The organism is Nocardioides sp. Z22_16 (genome assembly GCF_058134365.1).
Genome location: NZ_JBYTTI010000002.1, coordinates 134,551 through 152,338 on the forward strand (window position 1 = coordinate 134,551; position 17,788 = coordinate 152,338).

At 73.8% G+C, this 17,788-nt stretch carries 16 protein-coding genes; 10 read left to right on the plus strand and 6 right to left on the minus strand.

Annotated elements, in window-relative coordinates:
• Positions 1–8: 8 nt before the first annotated feature.
• From AC3X7R_RS04835 to AC3X7R_RS04860, 6 genes are all read left to right on the plus strand, one after another.
• Entirely contained in the window at positions 9–1,271 is a 1,263-nt protein-coding gene (locus tag AC3X7R_RS04835) for a hydroxyacid-oxoacid transhydrogenase (RefSeq protein ID WP_489964433.1), read from the plus strand.
• A gap of 63 nt (positions 1,272–1,334) precedes the next feature.
• Positions 1,335–4,208, plus strand: a complete 2,874-nt coding sequence (locus AC3X7R_RS04840; RefSeq protein ID WP_489964434.1) for an FAD-binding and (Fe-S)-binding domain-containing protein — start codon at positions 1,335–1,337, stop codon at positions 4,206–4,208.
• Positions 4,209–4,247: 39 nt separating this feature from the next.
• On the plus strand, positions 4,248–4,370 hold the full coding sequence (locus AC3X7R_RS04845; RefSeq protein WP_489964435.1) for a hypothetical protein: 123 nt from the start codon (positions 4,248–4,250) through the stop codon (positions 4,368–4,370).
• A gap of 10 nt (positions 4,371–4,380) precedes the next feature.
• Complete coding sequence (locus AC3X7R_RS04850; protein WP_489964436.1) at positions 4,381–5,604, plus strand: class I SAM-dependent methyltransferase; 1,224 nt, start codon at positions 4,381–4,383, stop codon at positions 5,602–5,604.
• Positions 5,601–6,521, plus strand: coding sequence for a hypothetical protein (locus AC3X7R_RS04855; protein WP_489964437.1), 921 nt, complete (start codon positions 5,601–5,603; stop codon positions 6,519–6,521). Before AC3X7R_RS04850 ends, AC3X7R_RS04855 begins: the two co-directional genes overlap by 4 nt.
• A gap of 10 nt (positions 6,522–6,531) precedes the next feature.
• Positions 6,532–7,542 (plus strand): DNA topoisomerase IB, encoded by a 1,011-nt coding sequence (locus tag AC3X7R_RS04860; RefSeq protein ID WP_489964438.1) that lies wholly within the window; start codon positions 6,532–6,534, stop codon positions 7,540–7,542.
• Here the strand turns inward: AC3X7R_RS04860 and serC are convergent.
• Positions 7,526–8,674: a phosphoserine transaminase gene (serC, locus tag AC3X7R_RS04865; RefSeq protein WP_489965131.1), complete on the minus strand. Its 1,149-nt coding sequence runs from the start codon at positions 8,672–8,674 to the stop codon at positions 7,526–7,528. The genes AC3X7R_RS04860 and serC overlap by 17 nt on opposite strands.
• A 109-nt stretch (positions 8,675–8,783) precedes the next feature.
• Between serC and AC3X7R_RS04870 the strand changes: the two genes are divergently transcribed.
• Both AC3X7R_RS04870 and AC3X7R_RS04875 read left to right on the plus strand, forming a co-directional pair.
• Positions 8,784–9,347, plus strand: coding sequence for a GNAT family N-acetyltransferase (locus AC3X7R_RS04870; RefSeq protein ID WP_489964439.1), 564 nt, complete (start codon positions 8,784–8,786; stop codon positions 9,345–9,347).
• A 92-nt stretch (positions 9,348–9,439) separates the two neighbouring features.
• A complete protein-coding gene (locus AC3X7R_RS04875) occupies positions 9,440–10,102 on the plus strand; it encodes a VldE C-terminal domain-containing protein (RefSeq protein ID WP_489964440.1) in 663 nt (220 codons plus the stop codon).
• A 19-nt stretch (positions 10,103–10,121) separates the two neighbouring features.
• Here the strand turns inward: AC3X7R_RS04875 and AC3X7R_RS04880 are convergent, their stop codons facing one another.
• Complete coding sequence (locus AC3X7R_RS04880) at positions 10,122–10,559, minus strand: DUF5709 domain-containing protein (protein WP_489964441.1); 438 nt, start codon at positions 10,557–10,559, stop codon at positions 10,122–10,124.
• A 71-nt stretch (positions 10,560–10,630) separates the two neighbouring features.
• Positions 10,631–11,734 (minus strand): citrate synthase 2, encoded by a 1,104-nt coding sequence (locus tag AC3X7R_RS04885; RefSeq protein ID WP_489964442.1) that lies wholly within the window; start codon positions 11,732–11,734, stop codon positions 10,631–10,633.
• Between the two features lie 95 nt (positions 11,735–11,829).
• On the opposite strand from AC3X7R_RS04885, the gene pdxH reads away from it, so the two are divergent.
• Both pdxH and AC3X7R_RS04895 read left to right on the plus strand, forming a co-directional pair.
• A complete protein-coding gene (gene pdxH / locus AC3X7R_RS04890; protein ID WP_489964443.1) occupies positions 11,830–12,510 on the plus strand; it encodes a pyridoxamine 5'-phosphate oxidase in 681 nt (226 codons plus the stop codon).
• A 253-nt stretch (positions 12,511–12,763) separates the two neighbouring features.
• Positions 12,764–14,257, plus strand: a complete 1,494-nt coding sequence (locus AC3X7R_RS04895; RefSeq protein WP_489964444.1) for a sensor histidine kinase — start codon at positions 12,764–12,766, stop codon at positions 14,255–14,257.
• Here AC3X7R_RS04895 and AC3X7R_RS04900 read toward each other — a convergent pair.
• From AC3X7R_RS04900 to AC3X7R_RS04910, 3 genes are all read right to left on the minus strand, one after another.
• Positions 14,245–14,514: a hypothetical protein gene (locus tag AC3X7R_RS04900; RefSeq protein ID WP_489964445.1), complete on the minus strand. Its 270-nt coding sequence runs from the start codon at positions 14,512–14,514 to the stop codon at positions 14,245–14,247. The two genes, AC3X7R_RS04895 and AC3X7R_RS04900, sit on opposite strands and share 13 nt — an antisense overlap.
• Positions 14,511–16,565: a flagellar biosynthesis protein FlhA gene (gene flhA / locus AC3X7R_RS04905; RefSeq protein ID WP_489964446.1), complete on the minus strand. Its 2,055-nt coding sequence runs from the start codon at positions 16,563–16,565 to the stop codon at positions 14,511–14,513. Before flhA ends, AC3X7R_RS04900 begins: the two co-directional genes overlap by 4 nt.
• Positions 16,566–16,644: 79 nt before the next feature.
• A complete protein-coding gene (locus AC3X7R_RS04910) occupies positions 16,645–17,787 on the minus strand; it encodes an EscU/YscU/HrcU family type III secretion system export apparatus switch protein (protein ID WP_489964447.1) in 1,143 nt (380 codons plus the stop codon).
• Between the last annotated feature and the right edge of the window lies 1 nt (position 17,788).

Below are 17,788 nucleotides of genomic sequence, written 5' to 3' on the forward strand. Positions count from 1 at the left end.
AGCATCTTGTGAGCGAGCACATCTTCACCTACGCGGCACCCGCGCTGAAGTTCGGGCGCGGCGCCTCCGGTGAGCTCGCCCACGACCTGCGCGCCCTGGGCGCCTCGCGGGTCCTGCTGGTCACCGACCCTGGGGTGGCCGCCACCGGCCACCCGGCGCGGATCGCCGACCAGCTGGGGGCCGCGGGCCTGGAGGTCACGACGTACGACGAGGTGCACGTCGAGCCGACCGACGCCTCCCTGGAGCACGCGATCGGCTTCGCGCGCGACGCCGGCCCGTTCGGGGCCGTCCTCGCGGTCGGGGGCGGCTCCAGCATCGACACCGCCAAGGCGGTCAACCTGCTCACCACCAACGACGGCGAGCTGATGGACTACCTCAACGCCCCGATCGGGAAGGGGCGGGCGCCGCAGCGCCCCCTGCTGCCCCTGGTGGCCGTGCCGACCACCACCGGCACCGGGTCGGAGTCGACCACCATCTGCGTGCTCGACGTGCTGGCTCTCGAGGTCAAGACCGGGATCAGCCACCCCGCGCTCCGCCCCACCCTGGCCGTGGTCGATCCCGACCTGACGATGAGCCAGCCCCCGGCGGTCACCGCGGCGGCCGGCATGGACATCCTCTGCCACGCGCTGGAGTCGTGGACGGCTCGCTGGTACGCCGACTTCGACGCGAAGACGCCCGAGCAGCGGGTGCCCTACTGCGGGGCCAACCCGATCGCCGACATGTGGGCGACCCGGGCGCTGGGCCTGCTGGCGGGGGCCTTCCGCGACGCCGTCCGCGACGGTGGCGACGGCCGGGCGCGGGAGCAGATGGCCCTGGCGGCGACCTTCGCCGGGCTCGGCTTCGGCAACGCCGGCGTCCACGTGCCGCACGCCTGCGCCTACCCGATCGCCGGGCGGGTCCGTGACTTCCGTCCCGAGGGGTACCCGGGGGAGGGGGCGATCGTGCCGCACGGGATGGCCGTCTCGCTCACCGCTCCGGCGGCCTTCCGCTTCACCTTCGAGGCCGACCCCGGGCGCCACCTGGAGGCCGCCCGGCTGCTCGACCCCGGCACCACCGCCACCGGTCCCGAGGCGCTCCCGTCGGTGCTCAGCGCGCTGATGCGCGACATCGGCATCCCCAACGGGCTGGCCGCGGTCGGCTACCTCGACGCCGACGTCGACGCCCTGGTCGACGGCGCCATGGCCCAGCAGCGGCTGCTGGCCACCGCCCCCCGCGCGGTGGGCGAGGAGGACCTCGCGGAGGTCTTCCGCGGTTCCATGTCCCTGTGGTGAGTCGGGCGGGTGGGGCGGCGTGGTTCACAATTGGCCCATGACGTGCGCCACGAGGTCCATCCGGTGAGTCGACTGGGCGGATCCACCGACGTGCTGGCGGCGCTGCGGCGCGCCGGCGTCACCGACGCCTCGGACGCCACGGTCACCCGGGCGACCTACTCCACCGACGCCTCGCTCTACCGCGTGGTGCCCCAGGTGGTCGTCCGGCCGCGGCACCGCGACGAGCTGGCGGCCGTGCTGTCGGTGGCCCGCGAGAGCGGGATGCCGCTGACCATGCGCGGGGCCGGGACCTCGATCGCCGGCAACGCGGTGGGGCCGGGCATCGTGGTCGACACCAGCCGCCACCTCCACCGGGTGCTCGAGGTCGACGGCGAGGCGAGGACCGCGCGGGTCGAGCCCGGGGTGGTGCACGCCTCGCTGCAACGCGCCGCGGCCCCGCACGGGGTCCGCTTCGGCCCCGACCCGTCGACCCACACCCGCTGCACGATCGGCGGGATGATCGGCAACAACGCCTGCGGCTCCCGGGCGCTCGGCTACGGACGGACCAGTGACAACGTGCTGGGCCTCGAGGTGCTGTGGGGCGACGGCACCTCCGCCACCCTGGCCGGCGGCACCGCGCCGACCGACCCGGTGAGCCGGGGCCTGGTCGACCTGGTGGACGGCGAGCTGGGGCACGTGCGCCGGCACTTCGGCCGGTTCTCCCGGCAGGTGAGCGGCTACTCGCTGGAGCACCTGCTCCCCGAGCACGGCCGGGACGTGAGCCGCTTCGTGGTCGGCTCCGAGGGCACCCTCGGGCTGGTCCTCGAGGCGACCGTGCGGATGGTCGAGGAGGAGCCCCGGCGCCTGGTGGTGCTGGGCTACCCCTCGATGATCGAGGCGGCCGACGCGGTGCCGGGCATCCTCGCCGGCGCCCGCGAGCAGGGTCTCGGCCTGGTCGCGTGCGAGGGCCTGGACGCCCGGATCGTCGAGCTGGTCCGCGGGGCCGGCAAGGCCGTCCCCGAGCTGCCGCGGGGCGCTGGGTGGCTCTTCGTCGAGCTCACCGGAGAAGGGGTGCTGCCGCCCGCCGAGGAGCTGTCGCGACTGGAGGTCGACGACGACGCCGCGGCGGTCGCCCTGTGGCGGATCCGTGAGGACGGGGCGGGCCTGGCCGCGCGCAGCCTGAGCCGCCCGGCGTACGCGGGCTGGGAGGACGCCGCGGTGCCGCCGGAGAAGCTCGGCGCCTGGCTGCGCGAGTTCGACGAGGTGCTGCGCGAGTTCGACCTCGACGGGGTGCCCTACGGCCACTTCGGCGACGGCTGCGTGCACGCCCGCATCGACTTCCCCTTCGACGGGGACGCCCCCGACGGCGGGCGGGTCGTCTTCCGCGAGTTCCTCGAGGCGGCCACCGACCGGATCGTCGCCCTCGGCGGCTCGCTCTCCGGTGAGCACGGGGACGGACGGGCCCGCTCGGAGCTGCTGTCGCGGATGTACGACGCCGACTCGCTGCGGCTCTTCGGGGCGGCGAAGGCGATCTGCGACCCCGAGGGGCTGCTCAACCCCGGCGTGCTGGTCGACCCGGCGCCGGTCGACGCCGACCTGCGTCCCGGCCGGCCCGTGGCCAAGGTGCCCACCCTGCTCCGCTTCGTGGAGGACGGCGGGTCAATGGGCCGCGCGGTGCACCGGTGCACCGGGGTCGGCAAGTGCGTCGCCGGCCCCGCCACCGGACCGGCCTCGTCGGTGATGTGCCCCTCCTGGCAGGCCACCCGCGACGAGAAGGACTCCACCCGGGGTCGCGCGCGCGTGCTCCAGGAGGCGCTCGACGGCACCCTGGTCGACGGTCTCGCCGACCCGGCCGTGCACGACGCGCTCGACCTCTGCCTCTCCTGCAAGGGCTGCTCGAGCGACTGCCCCACCGGGGTCGACATGGCCACCTACAAGTCCGAGGTGCTGCACCAGACCTACCGGGGGCGGCGGCGGCCCCGCACCCACTACACGCTGGGCTGGCTGCCGGCGCTGGTCCGGCTCGCGCCCAAGCGGTTCGGCCGGGGCCTGGCCAACCGGGCGATGGCCGCGGGCCCGGTGGCCCGGATCGCGATGAAGGCGGCGGGGATCGACCCGCGCCGGTCGCTGCCGCAGGTCGCGACGCGGACCGCCCGGTCGACTCTGGGCACACGGACGCTGGGCACACGGGCGCTGGGCACACGGACGCTGGAGTCGCCCGCGCCCCAGGTGGACGTCTGGATCTGGGCGGACACCTTCACCGACCACTTCCGGCCCTCCGCCGCCCAGGCGGCGATCCAGCTGCTCGGGGAGGCCGGCCTGACGGCCGCCCTCATCGGGCCGGACGCCTGCTGCGGGCTGACCTGGATCTCGACCGGTCAGCTCGACAAGGCGCGGAGCACCATGCAGGAGACGATCGAGGCGCTGGCGCCCTACGTCGCCTCCGGCTCCCCGGTGATCGCGCTCGAGCCGTCGTGCCTGGCCACCCTGCGCTCCGACGCCGTCCAGCTCAGCGACGACCCGCGGGCCGAGGAGGTCGCCGCCGGCGTCCGTTCGCTCGCGGAGCTGCTGACCCGGCTCTCCGACGAGCGCGGCTGGCAGCCGAGGGACCTGAGCGGCGTCGAGGTGGTGGCCCAGCCGCACTGCCACCAGCAGTCCGTGGTGGGCTGGCAGGCCGACGCCAGGCTGCTCGAGCGGGCGGGTGCGACGGTCACCCGGGTCGGCGGCTGCTGCGGCCTGGCCGGGAACTTCGGCATGGAGCAGGGCCACTACGACGTCTCGGTGGCGGTCGCCGAGCTCCAGCTGCTCCCGGCGGTCCGGGCCAACCCCGACGCCGTGGTGCTGGCGGACGGACTCTCCTGCCGCCTGCAGCTCGACGACCTGGCCGACGTCAAGGCGCTCCACCTCGCCGAGCTCCTCGCCGGGCGGCTCCCGGAGGCACCTGCGCGACAGGCGTGACGGACGCCTCCCGACCGCCCCGGGCGGACCTTGGCAGATGTGGTCGCCTGGCCTGAGGGAACTAGCATCGACCCCATGAACCCGCACCACCGTCGACTCGTGATCCCGCTGGCGCTCGGGGGTCTGATCCTGATCGTCCTGGTCGCCGCCCTGGTGAAGTGAGAGTGCGCTGATGGCCGCCGAACCCCTGCTGCGCGCACTGGCCCGGATGCGCAGCCTGATCCTCGACCCGGACGTGCTGGTCCGGGCCGTCGCCTCGGGGCGGAAGAAGGGCTCCCAGCCGCGCTGGAAGCGGGTCGAGCTGCGCTACGTCGACCTCAAGGCCGGGCTCCACCTGCAGGTCACGGCCTACGACGAGACCCAGGCCCACACCTCCAACTACGCCGTCGGGGAGCCGGGGCGTCCGAGCCCCGCCCGGGACGCCGTCGACGACCTGATGGACGAGCCCTTCGGCAACTGGCACGTGGAGACCACCACGCAGCAGCACCAGGTGCGGGTGACCAAGAAGCTCGAGGCGCTGGTGCACACCACCGAGCGCGGCGAGGCGGTGGCGGTCGACCGCGAGCACGACCGCGACAAGGAGCGGCTGCTGGCCGAGGACGACCCCGTCCTCGTCGCCCTGGGCATCTCCACCGCCGAGGGAAAGATCAAGCCCAGCCGCCAGGCGAAGTACCGCCAGGTCGAGGAGTTCCTCCGGCTCCTCGACGCCTCCCTCACCGACGCCCTGGCCAAGGGGCACCTGCGGCGCCCCACCGCCGAGGAGCCGTTGCGGGTGGTCGACCTCGGCTGCGGCAACGCCTACCTGACCTTCGCGGCGCAGCGGTTCCTCACCCACGTCCGCGGCCTGCCGGTCCAGGTGACCGGTGTCGACGTGAAGCAGCAGTCCGCCGACCACAACGCCTCGGTGGCGGCGGGCCTCGGCATCGCGGCCGACTTCGTGGTGGGCAGCATCGCCGCGGCCGAGCTCGACGAGGCACCCGACGTGGTGCTGGCGCTGCACGCCTGCGACACCGCCACCGACGAGGCCCTCGCCCGCGCAGTGGGCTGGGAGGCGCCGCTGGTGCTGGCCGCCCCCTGCTGCCACCACGACGTCGCGGCCCAGCTGCGGCGCACGCCCACGCCCGCGCCGTACGCGATGCTCACCCGGCACGGCATCCTGCGTGAGCGCTTCGCCGACACCCTCACCGACGCGCTGCGCGCCTCCATCCTCCGGCTCCAGGGCTACCGGGTCGACGTGGTCGAGTTCGTGGAGAGCGAGCACACCCCCCGCAACACCCTGCTGCGTGCGGTGCGCAGCAGTGGCCCGGTGAAGGGTGGCGGGGTCCGCAAGGAGTACGACGACCTGGTCGCCGCGTGGGGGATCCGGCCGCACCTGGCCGAGCTCCTGGACCTGTGAGCCCGCCGCGGACCTGGGCCGCCGGCCTGGTGCTGGCCACGCCGTTCGTGCTGGGCGCGGCGGCCGGGGACGCGGCCCCGCGGGGCGAGGTGGTCACGGTGATGACCGACCCGGCGATCGTGGAGTCCTCGGGCCTGGCCGTGGTCCCGCAGCCGGCCGACGAGCCCGGTCCGCTGCTCGCCACGGTCAACGACAGCGGCGACACCGGCCGGGTCTTCGCCGTCGACCCGGGGACGGGCCGGACGGTGGGGGTCACCACCTGGGCGCAGGACCCCGTCGACGTCGAGGCGCTGGCTCCGGCGGGTCCGGGCGAGGTGTGGGTCGCCGACATCGGCGACAACCTCCGCGCCCGCGGCTCGGTCGAGGTGGCGAGGGTCCCCGTCGGCCGGAGCACGGTGGAGGTGGCGGCGCCGCGGTGGCGGCTGACCTGGCCCGACGGCGCGCGGGACGCCGAGGCGCTGCTGGCGCACCCGGTCACCGGCCGGCTCATGGTGGTGAGCAAGGGGGTCTTCGGCGGGGAGCTGATGGCCGCCCCCGCCGCGCTGGACCCGGCGGGGCCCAACCCGATGACCGAGGTCGGGCGGGTCGCCGGCATGGTCACCGACGGCGCCTTCTGGCCCGACGGGCGTCACCTCCTGCTCCGCACCTACGACCGGCTGCACGTCTACTCCCACCCCGAGCTGGAGCGGGTCGCCGAGCTCGAGCTGCCCGCGCAGCCCCAGGGGGAGGGGCTCGCCGTCACCGCCGACGGCGAGGTCTGGATCAGCACCGAGGGGGCCCGCAGCGAGGTGCTGCGGGTCGATCTCCCCGACGACCTGCGGCGCCTGCTGGCCGGGACGCCGGGCGAGGACGACGCACCGGCCGGACCACCGGGGTGGTGGCAGCACGTGCGGCGCGCCCTCTTGCCCTGGGTGTGAGGATGAGCCCATGCCTCGCCTGCGCCGCACCTCCCCGGACCAGCCGGGCTGGACCCGTCGCCGCGCCGGCAAGGGGTTCGTCTACCTCGACGAGCACGGGCGTCGCCTCGAGGAGGAGGATGCCCAGCGGGTGCGGGACCTGGTGATCCCCCCGGCCTGGCGCGACGTCTGGGTCACGCCCTACCCGCACGGTCACCTGCAGGCGGTGGGGACCGACGACGCGGGGCGCCGGCAGTACCTCTACCACCCGCAGTGGCGGGCCAAGCGGGACGCGGCCAAGTTCGACCGGGTGCTCGAGTTCGGCCGGGCGATGTCGGTGGCGCGGGAGAAGGTGCTCACCGACCTCGGCGCCGAGGGGATGGAGCTGGGCCGGGCGTGCGCGGTCGCGGTGCGGCTGCTCGACCTGGGCTACTTCCGGATCGGCAACGACGTCTACGCCGACCAGAACGGCAGCTTCGGTCTCACCACGCTCGAGCGGCGCCACGTCTCCCGGCGCGGCCGGCGGCTGACCTTCTGCTTCCAGGGCAAGTCCGGGGTGGAGCACTGCATCGAGATCGACGACCCCGCCGTGGTCGAGGCGCTGGAGGTGATGCGCCGGCGGCGCGACCGCGAGCAGCCCAGGCTCCTGGCCTGGAAGGACGGGCGCACCTGGCGGACCCTGGACTCGGCCAGCGTCAACGACTACATCCGGGAGAGCACCGGGGTGGACGCCACCGCCAAGGACTTCCGCACCTGGCACGCCACCGTGATCGCGGCCGCCCACCTGGCCCACACCCCTGAGCCCGGGGCGACCAAGGCCTCCCGCAAGCGCGCCGTCGCGGCCTGCTACCGCGAGGTCTCGGAGTTCCTCGGCAACACCCCCACCCTGGCCCGCACCTCCTACGTCGACCCGCGCGTGGTCGACGCCTACGAGGAGGGCAGGACGATCGAGCCGGTCGACGAGCGGTCCTGGAAGACCCCCGACGAGCGTCAGGCGGCGCTGGAGCGGGCGGTGCTGGAGCTGCTCACCGAGGAGTCCTGAGCCGCTCCACCACGTGGTCGAGGCAGCGGGTCAGCTGCTCGACGTCGGAGGGGTCCACGGCGGGGTACATCGCGATCCGCAGCTGGTTGCGGCCCAGCTTGCGGTAGGGCTCGGTGTCGACGATGCCGTTGTCGCGCAGCACCTGGGCGAGCCGCGCGGCGTCGACGGAGTCGTCGAAGTCGATGGTCCCGATGACCAGGGAGCGGTGCGCCGCCTCGGCGACGTACGGCGTGGCGAACGACGACCGCTCCGCCCACCCGTAGAGGGCGTCGGAGGAGGCGGTGGTCCGCTCGACCATCGCGGGGAGACCGCCCTGGCCGTTCATCCAGTCCAGCTGCTCGGCCATCAGGAAGAGCGTCGCGACCGACGGGGTGTTGTAGGTCTGGTCCTTCGCGGAGTTGTCGATGGCGGTCGGCAGGTCGAAGAACGGCGGGATGTAGCGGCCGCTCGAGGCGATCTCCTCGGCGCGGGCCAGCGCGCGGGGCGACATCAACGCGATCCACAGGCCGCCGTCGGAGGCGAAGCACTTCTGCGGGGCGAAGTAGTAGACGTCCGCCTCGCGCACGTCGACCGGCAGGCCGCCGGCCCCCGAGGTGGCGTCGACGAGGACCAGGGCGTCCTCGTCGACGCCCGGCGGACGCAGCACCGGCGCCATCACGGCGGTCGAGGTCTCGTTGTGGGCCCACGCGTAGGCGTCGACGCCCTCCTCCGCCAGCGGCTCGGGGCGTGAACCTGGCTCGGAGCTGATCACCGACGGCTCCTCCAGCCAGGGCGCCGCCCGCACCGAGGCGGCGAACTTGGAGGTGAACTCCCCGAAGGTGAGGTGCTGGCTGCGGCTGCGGACCAGGCCGAAGGCGGCGACGTCCCAGAAGGCCGTGGCGCCGCCGTTGCCGAGGACCACCTCGTAGCCCTCGGGCAGGTCGAAGAGGGCCCGCAGCCCCTCGCGCACGCGGCCCACCGTCCGCCGGACCGGCGCCTGGCGGTGCGAGGTGCCCAGCAGGGAGGTGCCCGTGGCGGCGAGCGCCTCGACGTGGCTCGTCTGGATCTTCGAGGGCCCCGCCCCGAAGCGTCCGTCGGCGGGCAGCAGCTCCGCCGGGATGATGAGCGCGTCGTGGGCGGTTGAGGTCACCAGGCATCCTTTCGGGGACCCGCGGCTGCGGACCAGGCACGGGAGTCCTGACGACACTGTCAGCGCGGCCTATTGTGGCACCCGGTCACGAGCTGAGCGAAACGGAACGAGCATGAGCACCGCAGTACCCGACCCCGTCGCACCGGTCCTCCACCTGCGGCGGCGCGCGCTCACCCACCCGGACTCGGTCCGTCTGGTGCGACAGGTCCAGGCCGAGTACGTCGCCCTCTACGGCGGACCCGACGAGTCGCCGATGGATCCCGGCGAGTTCGAGGGTGCGGCCGGCGCCTTCTACGTCGGCTACCTGGGCGAGGTGCCGGTGGCCACCGGGGCGTGGCGCCGGGTGGAGCCGCCCGCCGGAGTCACCGGCGAGCCGTGCGCGGAGATCAAGCGGATGTACGTCGCCGCGAGCCACCGGCGCCGCGGGCTGGCCCGGCAGGTGCTGGCGCAGCTGGAGGAGGCGGCGGCGGCCGCGGGGATCCGCGCCCTGGTGCTGGAGACCGGGCTGAAGCAGCCCGAGGCGATCGCGCTCTACGAGAGCGGCGGCTACCGGCCGATCCCGGGCTACGGCTACTACTGCGGCTCCGAGCTCTCCCGCTGCTTCGCCAAGGAGCTGTGGTCCGCGCACTCGGCGGAGTCGGCCCGCGAGTCGCGTCCAGTCGACACGCCGTGCTGATCTGACTTTCTCCGCGGTATTTCGGACAGCGACCCTCCGCCCGACGTAGCGTCACAGGCGTGACTGGAGGGACTCGGGGAGGAGATCCGCAGGTGAGCAGGGAGTGGTCCGCACGAGCAGTCGTGAGGGCGCTGCTGGTGCTCCTGCTGGCCTCGGTGGTGACGGCGCCGGGCCTGGCTCAGGCCGGCCCGGCGCCCGAACCCGTGCCCCGACAGGCCGCGGCCCGGGTGCCGCTGCTGAGCACCGCCCTGGTCTACAGCTCGGTGCTGGAGGGCTACGCGTCGTACCAGCCGCAGACCCGGTGCCGCTCCCAGGCCAAGCCCGGGGTGCTGATGCTGGCCGAGGCGCTGGTGGCGCGCGGGGGCGGGACCGGTCCCATCGGCCGCAGCTGTGCCGGCTCCTCGACGTCGGAGCACAAGGAGGCCCGGGCCTTCGACTGGCTGCTCGACCACCGTGATCCCGCCCAGCGCGCGCTCGCCGACCAGTTCCTCGCCGAGATCCTGGCGCCGGACCAGCTGGGCAACCCGCACGCGCTGGCTCGCCGGATGGGGATCATGTACGTCATCTGGGACGACCGGATCTACTCCGCCTACGACGGTTTCTCCGCCCGGCGCTACCTGAGCTCCTCGTGCCGCACCAAGCGCCGCTGCTCCGCGACCCTGCGGCACCGCGACCACGTGCACATCTCGCTGACGCGCAAGGCGGCCCGCGGCCTGACCAGCTGGTACCTGGAGCAGCCCCCGGCCCTGGGCTGAGGTCCAGGGCCGCGGGGGGTCACTCCTCCACGATGTGGACGGCGGCCTCCTCGGCGCTGGCGCCGGCGCCGTCGATGCCGACGTCCTCGCCCACCAGGTCCTTCTCGGTGTCCTCGCCGAGCCCCTGGTCGGGGTCGACCAGCCGGCCCGCCCGCTCGTCACCGACCTCGCCGTCGTTGAGGTCCTCGTCGGCCTCCCGCCGGGCGGCCTCTTCGTACGGGTCGGGCTCGGGCTCCTCCTGGGCGATCCGCTGGTCCAGCGACTCGCCCTCGGCCTCCTCGAGTGGCGTGTTGCCGTAGCCCTGGGCGGGGGACCACTTCTCGGGGGGCGAGTAGCCCTCGTCGAGCGGCTCCGCCAGCCCGCGGTCGCCGACCAGGCTGTCGCCCTCCCCCTGAGGCTGGTCCTCGTCGTCCACGCTGTAGCCGTGGTAGGACTCGCTGTCCGGGGTCTCGGTCATCGTCGCTCCTGGGTCTCTCGTCTCGGGTACGACCCTCGACGTACCCGATCCAGGGCAGGCGATGCGTGTGGTCAGGCCGACCAGTCGGGGTTCCAGCCCTCGATCTCCGAGGCCGGGCGCGAGGCCGGACCGGTGTAGAGCGCCGAGGGGCGGATCAGCCGGCCGGTCCGCTTCTGCTCCAGGATGTGTGCCGACCAGCCGCCCGTGCGGGCGCAGGTGAACATCGAGGTGAACAGGTGCGCGGGCACCTCGGCGAAGTCCAGGACGATGGCCGCCCAGAACTCCACGTTGGTCTCCAGGACCCGGTCGGGGCGACGCTCGCGCAGCTCGGCGAGGGCGGCCTTCTCGAGCGCCTCGGCGACCTCGTAGCGCGGCGCGCCGAGCTCGCGCGCGGTACGCCGCAGCACCCGGGCGCGGGGGTCCTCCGCGCGGTAGACGCGGTGACCGAAGCCCATCAGGCGCTCGCCGTCGTCCAGCAGCTTCTTGACGTAGGCGCGGGCGTCGCCGGTCTTCTCGACGTCCTCGATCATCCCCAGCACCCGCGACGGGGCGCCCCCGTGCAGCGGGCCGCTCATCGCGCCGATCGCGCCGGAGAAGGCGGCGGCCACGTCCGCCCCGGTGGAGGTGATGACCCGGGCGGTGAAGGTGGAGGCGTTCATGCCGTGCTCGGCGGCCGAGGACCAGTAGGCGTCGATCGCGTGCGCGTGCTTGGGGTCGACCTCGCCCTTCCAGCGCAGCAGGAACTTCTCGGCGAGGGTGCTGCCCTCGTCGACGAGGCGCTGCGGGACGACCGGCTGGTGGAGGCCGCGCGCCGACTGAGCGGCGTAGGAGAGCACCATCACCGCGACCCGGGCCAGGTCCTCGCGGGCCTGCTCGTCGCTGATGTCGTAGGTCTGGCCGAAGCCGAAGGCCGGCGCGAGCATCGCGATCGCGGCCTGGACGTCGACGCGCACGTCACCGGTGTGCACCGGGAGGTTGTAGGCCTCCGCGGGCGGGAGCCCGGGGGTGTAGGTGCCGTCGATGAGCAGGCCCCACACGTTCTCGAAGGGGACGCGCCCCACGATCTCCTCGATGTCCACACCACGGTAGCGAAGGGCGGACCCTTCCTTGTCGGGCTCTGCGATCTCGCTCTCGAAGGCGACGACGCCCTCCAGTCCGTGGTGAACCTCGGTCATGCGGCTTCGACTCCTTCGTCGGGGGATGCGGCTGTCGGCAATTCTGCACCCCGGCCGGTTCCCGCGCAGCATTCGGCCGGTCTAGGGTCGCGCTCGTGGAGCTCCAGCCGGACAGCCAGCCCGATCCCGCGCGGTCCCTCGCCGCGCTGCGCCGCGAGTACGCCGAGCACGGCCTGCTCGAGGAGGAGGCCGGGGAGGACCCGGTCGCGCTCTTCGGGCGCTGGCTCGGTGAGGCGTTGGCCTCGGCGATGCACGAGCCCAACGCGATGGTCCTCTCGACCGTCTCGGCGAGCGGGGTCCCGTCGTCGCGGACGGTGCTGCTCAAGGGCTTCGACGAGCGCGGCTTCGTCTTCTTCACCAACCGGGGGTCGCGCAAGGGCGTCGAGCTGGCCGGCAACCCCCGCTGCGCCCTCCTCTTCGGCTGGCACCCGGTGGAGCGTCAGGTGCGGGTCACCGGAGAGGCCTGGTCGCTGCCGCCCGACGAGGTCGCCGCCTACTTCGCCACCCGGCCGCGGGGTGCGCAGCTGGGCGCGTGGGCCTCCGCCCAGTCCGAGCCGGTCGGCTCGGTGGCGGAGCTCCAGGCCGCCTACGCCGCCGCGGAGGCACGGTTCACCGGCGCGGAGGTGCCGGTGCCGCCGCGGTGGGGCGGCTACCGCGTGCTGCCCCTGGCGTGGGAGTTCTGGCAGGGACGGCCCGGGCGGATGCACGACCGGCTCGAGTTCCGGCGCCCCCAGCACGACCGTGCCGGGTGGGTCCGCCGGCGGCTGGCGCCCTAGCCAGCGGGGTCCGGCGGAGAGAAAAACCTCTTGGCGCGACGCGCCGGGCGGCCTACCGTGGAGGGACACGGAAAGGAGGTGGTCCGCGAGATGAAGTCTTCACGGATGTGTGAGGTGGCTGCGAGCTAGCAGCTAATCCACCGCAGTCACCCGACCCGCAGGCTCCGGCTCCATCCAGCCGGCCCCGGCTCCACCCGGAGCAGCCTGCGGGTCGTCTGCGTGGCGGGGCCCTGGCGCGTGAGACGCTGGCGCCATGGGGGACGGCGTGGGCGAGGACCTGCCCGACGAGCTGGTGGAGCGGCTGCGGCTCCTGCTGGCCACGATCATGGACCTCGGCTCCGACCTCGAGGAGCAGACCGTGCTGCGCCGCCTCGCCGTCGGCGGGTGCGAGGTGGCCGGCGCGGCGCGGGCCAGGGTCGAGGTGCTCGACGAGCGGGGCTCGGTGCGGCAGGTGGTCACCCAGCGCGGGACGACGTACCGCCGCGCCCCGGCACCTGACCCACGGAGCGCGCGGCTCAGCGAGACGGTCGAGGTCGCCGGCGTGCCGGCGGCCCGGCTCACCGTCTTCGAGCCGGAGGGGGGCGGTGGGTTCGACGCCTACGCCGCCCAGCGGGTGGCGGCGGTGGCGCGGACGGCGGGGATCGCGCTGCGCAACGCCCGGATGCACGCCCAGGGCGAGCGGCGCCGGATCAGCCTGGAGGCGACCACCCAGGTCGCCCACGCCATCACCTCCGCCGTCCCGCTGGACGAGGTGCTCTCGGTGGTGACCGGCTCGATCCGGCGGGCGCTCGCCGCGACCGGCGCCGGGGTCCTGGTGCCGCACCCCAGCGGGCTCCACGAGGTCAGGGCGCTCGACGTCAGGCGGGGCTACCTGCCGCGCAGTCGCACCCTCTTCGCCGCGTCCCGGCCGGCGCTGGGGGAGATCCTCGCCTCCGGTGGGGAGCGCGTCCTCACCCTCGACGGTGACGTGGTCGCGGTGCTGCCGGTCGGGGTGGCCGGCGAGGAGCGTCATCTCCTCGCGGTCTGGTGGGCCGGCCGCACCTGCCCGCCGGGGGAGGAGGAGCGGGCGCTGGTCGCCACCTTCGCCGAGCAGGCCGGGGTGGCGATCGACCGGGCCCGGGCGGCCCGGGACCGCGAGCGCCTGGTGGTGGTGAGCGAGCGCGAGCGCATCGCACGGGACCTGCACGACGTGGTGATCCAGCGCATCTTCGCCAGCGGGCTGCAGATCCGCAGCCTGCTGCGCGAGGACGACCTGGAGGTGACGCGGCGGGGCCTCGCCGCCGCGGTGGACGACCTCGACCTGACGATCCGCGACATCCGGTCGACGATCTTCGCCCTCCAGCACGCTTCCGGGCCGCGCCTGCGGCAGGACGCCCGCGCGCTGCTGCGCGAGTACGCGCCCGGGCTCGGCTTCGCCCCGCTGCTGCGGACCCAGGGCGATCTCGACGCCCTGGAGTCCCCGGTGGTCGTCGAGCACCTGCTGGCCACCCTGCGCGAGCTGCTCGCCAACGTCGCGCGGCACGCCGGCGCCGGCAGCTGTCAGGTGGAGATCAGGCTCACCTCCGGCTGGCTCAGCCTCGAGGTCGCCGACGACGGTGTCACGCTCGACCCGGACGCCCCCCGCAGCGGCCTGGAGAACGTGGCGCTGCGCGCGGCGATGCTCGGCGGCACCTTCAGCGTCGGGGGCCGGGAGCCGACCGGGACGCTGGCCCGCTGGCGGGTCCCGGCGCCGCCTCAGGCGCTCTGAGCCGCGGTCTGAGGCTCTGTGCCGTCCGTGGCCCCGGCGGGAAGCGGCACCGGCGGCGGCGCGGACGTCGCAGCGCGAGGAGTGACCAGCTGGGCGACCACGTTGAGGGCGGCCCAGCACATCAGCACCGAGACCAGGTAGCGGGAGAGGGCGTCGCCGAGCGGCAGGGTGCCGTCGACCAGCGCGAGCCAGAGGGCGGGGGACGAGACCACGGCAGCCGCCCCCAGGACCGCTCCGTTCAGGGGGCCGATGCTCATCGCTGGGCCCCGGTCGGGTTGAGGGCGCGGTCACCGGTGACGACGCCGACGGACCGGACCTGCCCGCTGCCGCCGAGCTCGGAGTAGGAGAGCACCGGCAACCGGTCGAGGGTGGGCCGGATCAGCCGGCGCAGCGCGGCGCGGATCTGGGGGGCACAGACGAGGACCGGCCGCTGGTCGCGGTTCTCCGCCTCCGCGGCGAGGCCGGCGAGCTGGACCAGCACCTGCTGCCCGATGTCGGGGTCCAGCGCCAGCACGGCGCCGTGGTCGGTGGCCCGCATCGACTCCAGCATCCGGTGCTCCAGCTGGGGCTCCAGGCTGATCACGTGCACGTCGCCGTTCTGCAGGTAGGGAGCGACCACCGCGGGCCCGAGCGCCTGGCGGGCGGACTCGACGAGGCCGTCGAGGTCCTTGGAGGCGGCGGCGCGCAGCGAGAGCGCCTCGAAGATCCGGACCAGGTCGCGCACCGAGATCTTCTCGTCGAGCAGGCTCTGGAGGACCCGCTGCACCTCACCGAGGCTGAGCTGGGTCGGGGTGAGCTCCTCGATGACGACCGGGTGGGAGCGCTTGACCACGTCGGTGAGCAGCCGCACGTCCTCGCGGCCCAGGAGGCGGGCGGCGTGCTGGGTGACCACCTCCGCGAGGTGGGTGGTGATCACCGAGGCACGGTCGACCACGGTGGCGCCGGTGATCTCCGCCTGGTTGCGCAGCTCGGTGGGGATCCACTTGGCCTCGAGGCCGAAGACCGGCTCCACACCGGCCTGGCCGGGGAGGTTGCCGAGGTAGTCGCCGATGGCCATCACGTGGCCGGAGGGGGCCTCGCCACGGGCGACCTCGATGCCGAAGAGGGTGATCGCGTAGGTCCGCGAGGGCAGGTCCAGGTTGTCGCGGGTGCGGACCGGCGGCACCACGATGCCGATGTCGGAGGCGACCTTGCGGCGCAGAGCCTTGACCCGGTCGAGCAGGTCGCCGCCGACGGTGGGGTCGACGAGGTCGATGATGTCCGGGGCCAGCTCCAGGCCGAGCGGGTCGACCTGGATCTCGGCGGCCAGCTGCTCGGGGGAGTCGGGGTTGGGGGCCGCCTCGACCGCGCGCTGCGCCTCGGCCGCGGCCGGGTCCGGCTTGGGCGGCACCCGGGTGGAGGCGAGCATCATCACCCCGCCGGCCAGCAGGAAGGGGAGCTTGGGCAGTCCGGGGATCAGGCAGAGGGAGAAGGCCGCGACGCCGGCGATGCGCAGCGGCATCTGGTTGGCGGTGACCTGCTTGATGATGTCGCTGCCCATGTCCTCGTCACCGGCGTGCCGGGTGACCACCAGGCCGGTGGCGACGGAGAGGAGCAGGGCAGGGATCTGGGAGACCAGGCCGTCGCCGATGGTGAGCAGGCTGTAGGTCTGGATCGCCTCGCCGAAGGGCATGCCCAGCTGGGCGACGCCGATCGCGAAGCCGCCGATGAGGTTGACCAGGGTGATCACGATCGCCGCGATCGCGTCGCCCTTGACGAACTTCGACGCGCCGTCCATCGCCCCGTAGAAGTCCGCCTCCGCGTGCACCTCGGCCCGGCGCAGCCGGGCCTGGTCCTCGGTGATCAGCCCGGAGTTGAGGTCGGCGTCGATGGCCATCTGCTTGCCCGGCATGGCGTCGAGGGTGAAGCGGGCGCCGACCTCGGCGACCCGGCCCGCACCGTTGGTGATCACCACGAACTGGATCACCAGGAGGATGGCGAAGACGATGATGCCGACGATCAGGGACCCGCCGACCACGAAGTGGCCGAAGGTGTCGATCACCTTGCCCGCGTAGCCGTCGAGCAGCACCAGGCGCGTGGCGCTCACGTTGAGCGCCAGCCGGAAGAGCGTCATCACCAGCAGCACCGCCGGGAACGAGGCGAAGTCCAGCGGCCGGGTGACGAACATGGCCACCATCAGGATGAGCAGCGCACCGGTGATGTTGAGGGCGATCAGGACGTCGAGCATGACCGCCGGCAGCGGGACCACGAGCATCACGACGATCATCACGATGCCGACCGGCACACCCAGCTGGGTCAAGCGCTTCACGCACGGTCCTCTCGAAGGGTCACCTCATCCGGTGCGCCCTCCGTGGCGCGGCAGACACCGTCCTGGTGTCACGAGGGTCCTATCGGCCGTCGGCGGCGGGTTCTGAGGACTTTCGGCGACGGCCCGCCGGCAGCACCGGCGGCAGCTCCGCCTCGCTGCGCGGGCTGCGGTGCTCCCCGCCGTGGTGGCCTCGGGTGCGCCGGCTGATCACGAAGGCGAGCACCTGGGCGACCGCGCCGAAGAGCTCGGCCGGGATCTCCTGGCCGACCCGGGTGGAGGAGTGCAGGGCGCGCGCCAGCGGCACGTCCCGCACCAGCGGGACCCGGTGGCTCGCCGCCTCCTCCCTGATCTTGGCGGCGACCGCGCCGGCGCCGCGCGCCACCACCAGGGGGGCGCCGCGCTCCGGCTCGTAGCGCAGCGCCACCGCCACGTGCGTGGGGTTGACCAGGACCACGTCGGCGGTGGGCACGTCGGCCATCATCCGGTTGCGGGCCGCGGCGAGCTGGCGGGACCGCATGGCGCTCTTGACGAGCGGGTCGCCGTCGGAGTTCTTGTGCTCCTGCTTGACCTCCTGCTTGGTCATCCGGGTCTGCTTGCCGATCTTGCGCCGCTGGAAGGCGTAGTCGGCGGCGGCCATCACCAGCCCCGCCAGGGCGACGTTGCGGATCAGCCCCAGCGACTCCTCGGCGATCACGTCCAGGATGGCCGGGATCGGCATCAGCCCGCCCAGCATCGGCATCATCGACCGGATGACCAGATAGGCCAGGAGCGCCACCGCCGAGCTCTTCACCAGCATCTTGGCGCCCTCCCACAGGGCCTGGGGCCCGAAGACCCGCTTGGCGCCCTGGAGCAGGTTGAGCTTCTTGACGTTGGGCTTGACCGCCTTGGTGGCCAGGTAGAACCCGCCCTGGGCCAGCGCTCCGGCGACGCCGATGACCATCACCCCCGAGGCCAGCACCACCAGGGTCAGGCCCACGTGCCACAGCCCTCGACTCAGCAGCTCCAGCGCGAGCGCCACGTCGGCCTCCTCCATGGCGACCAGGCAGCTGGTCATGAGGTCGCGCAGCGCCGTCAGCTCCCGGCCGAGCAGCATCGGCAGGGCCATCCCGACGGCCAGCATCGAGGCCCACCCGCCGAGCTCCTGGGTGCGGGGGACCTGGCCCTCCTTGCGGTTCTCCTTCTTCTTCTTGGCTGTCGGTTTCTCGGTCTTCTCCTCGCTCACC

Excerpts from the sequence above, each read along its gene's own strand:
- AC3X7R_RS04860 (WP_489964438.1), top strand. The coding sequence starts at position 6,532 with ATGCCTCGCCTGCGCCGCACCTCCCCGGACCAGCCGGGCTGGACCCGT.
- AC3X7R_RS04895 (WP_489964444.1), top strand. The coding sequence starts at position 12,764 with ATGGGGGACGGCGTGGGCGAGGACCTGCCCGACGAGCTGGTGGAGCGG.
- AC3X7R_RS04885 (WP_489964442.1), bottom strand. The coding sequence starts at position 11,734 with ATGACCGAGGTTCACCACGGACTGGAGGGCGTCGTCGCCTTCGAGAGC.
- AC3X7R_RS04880 (WP_489964441.1), bottom strand. The coding sequence starts at position 10,559 with ATGACCGAGACCCCGGACAGCGAGTCCTACCACGGCTACAGCGTGGAC.
- AC3X7R_RS04900 (WP_489964445.1), bottom strand. The coding sequence starts at position 14,514 with ATGAGCATCGGCCCCCTGAACGGAGCGGTCCTGGGGGCGGCTGCCGTG.
- AC3X7R_RS04850 (WP_489964436.1), top strand. The coding sequence starts at position 4,381 with ATGGCCGCCGAACCCCTGCTGCGCGCACTGGCCCGGATGCGCAGCCTG.
- AC3X7R_RS04870 (WP_489964439.1), top strand. The coding sequence starts at position 8,784 with ATGAGCACCGCAGTACCCGACCCCGTCGCACCGGTCCTCCACCTGCGG.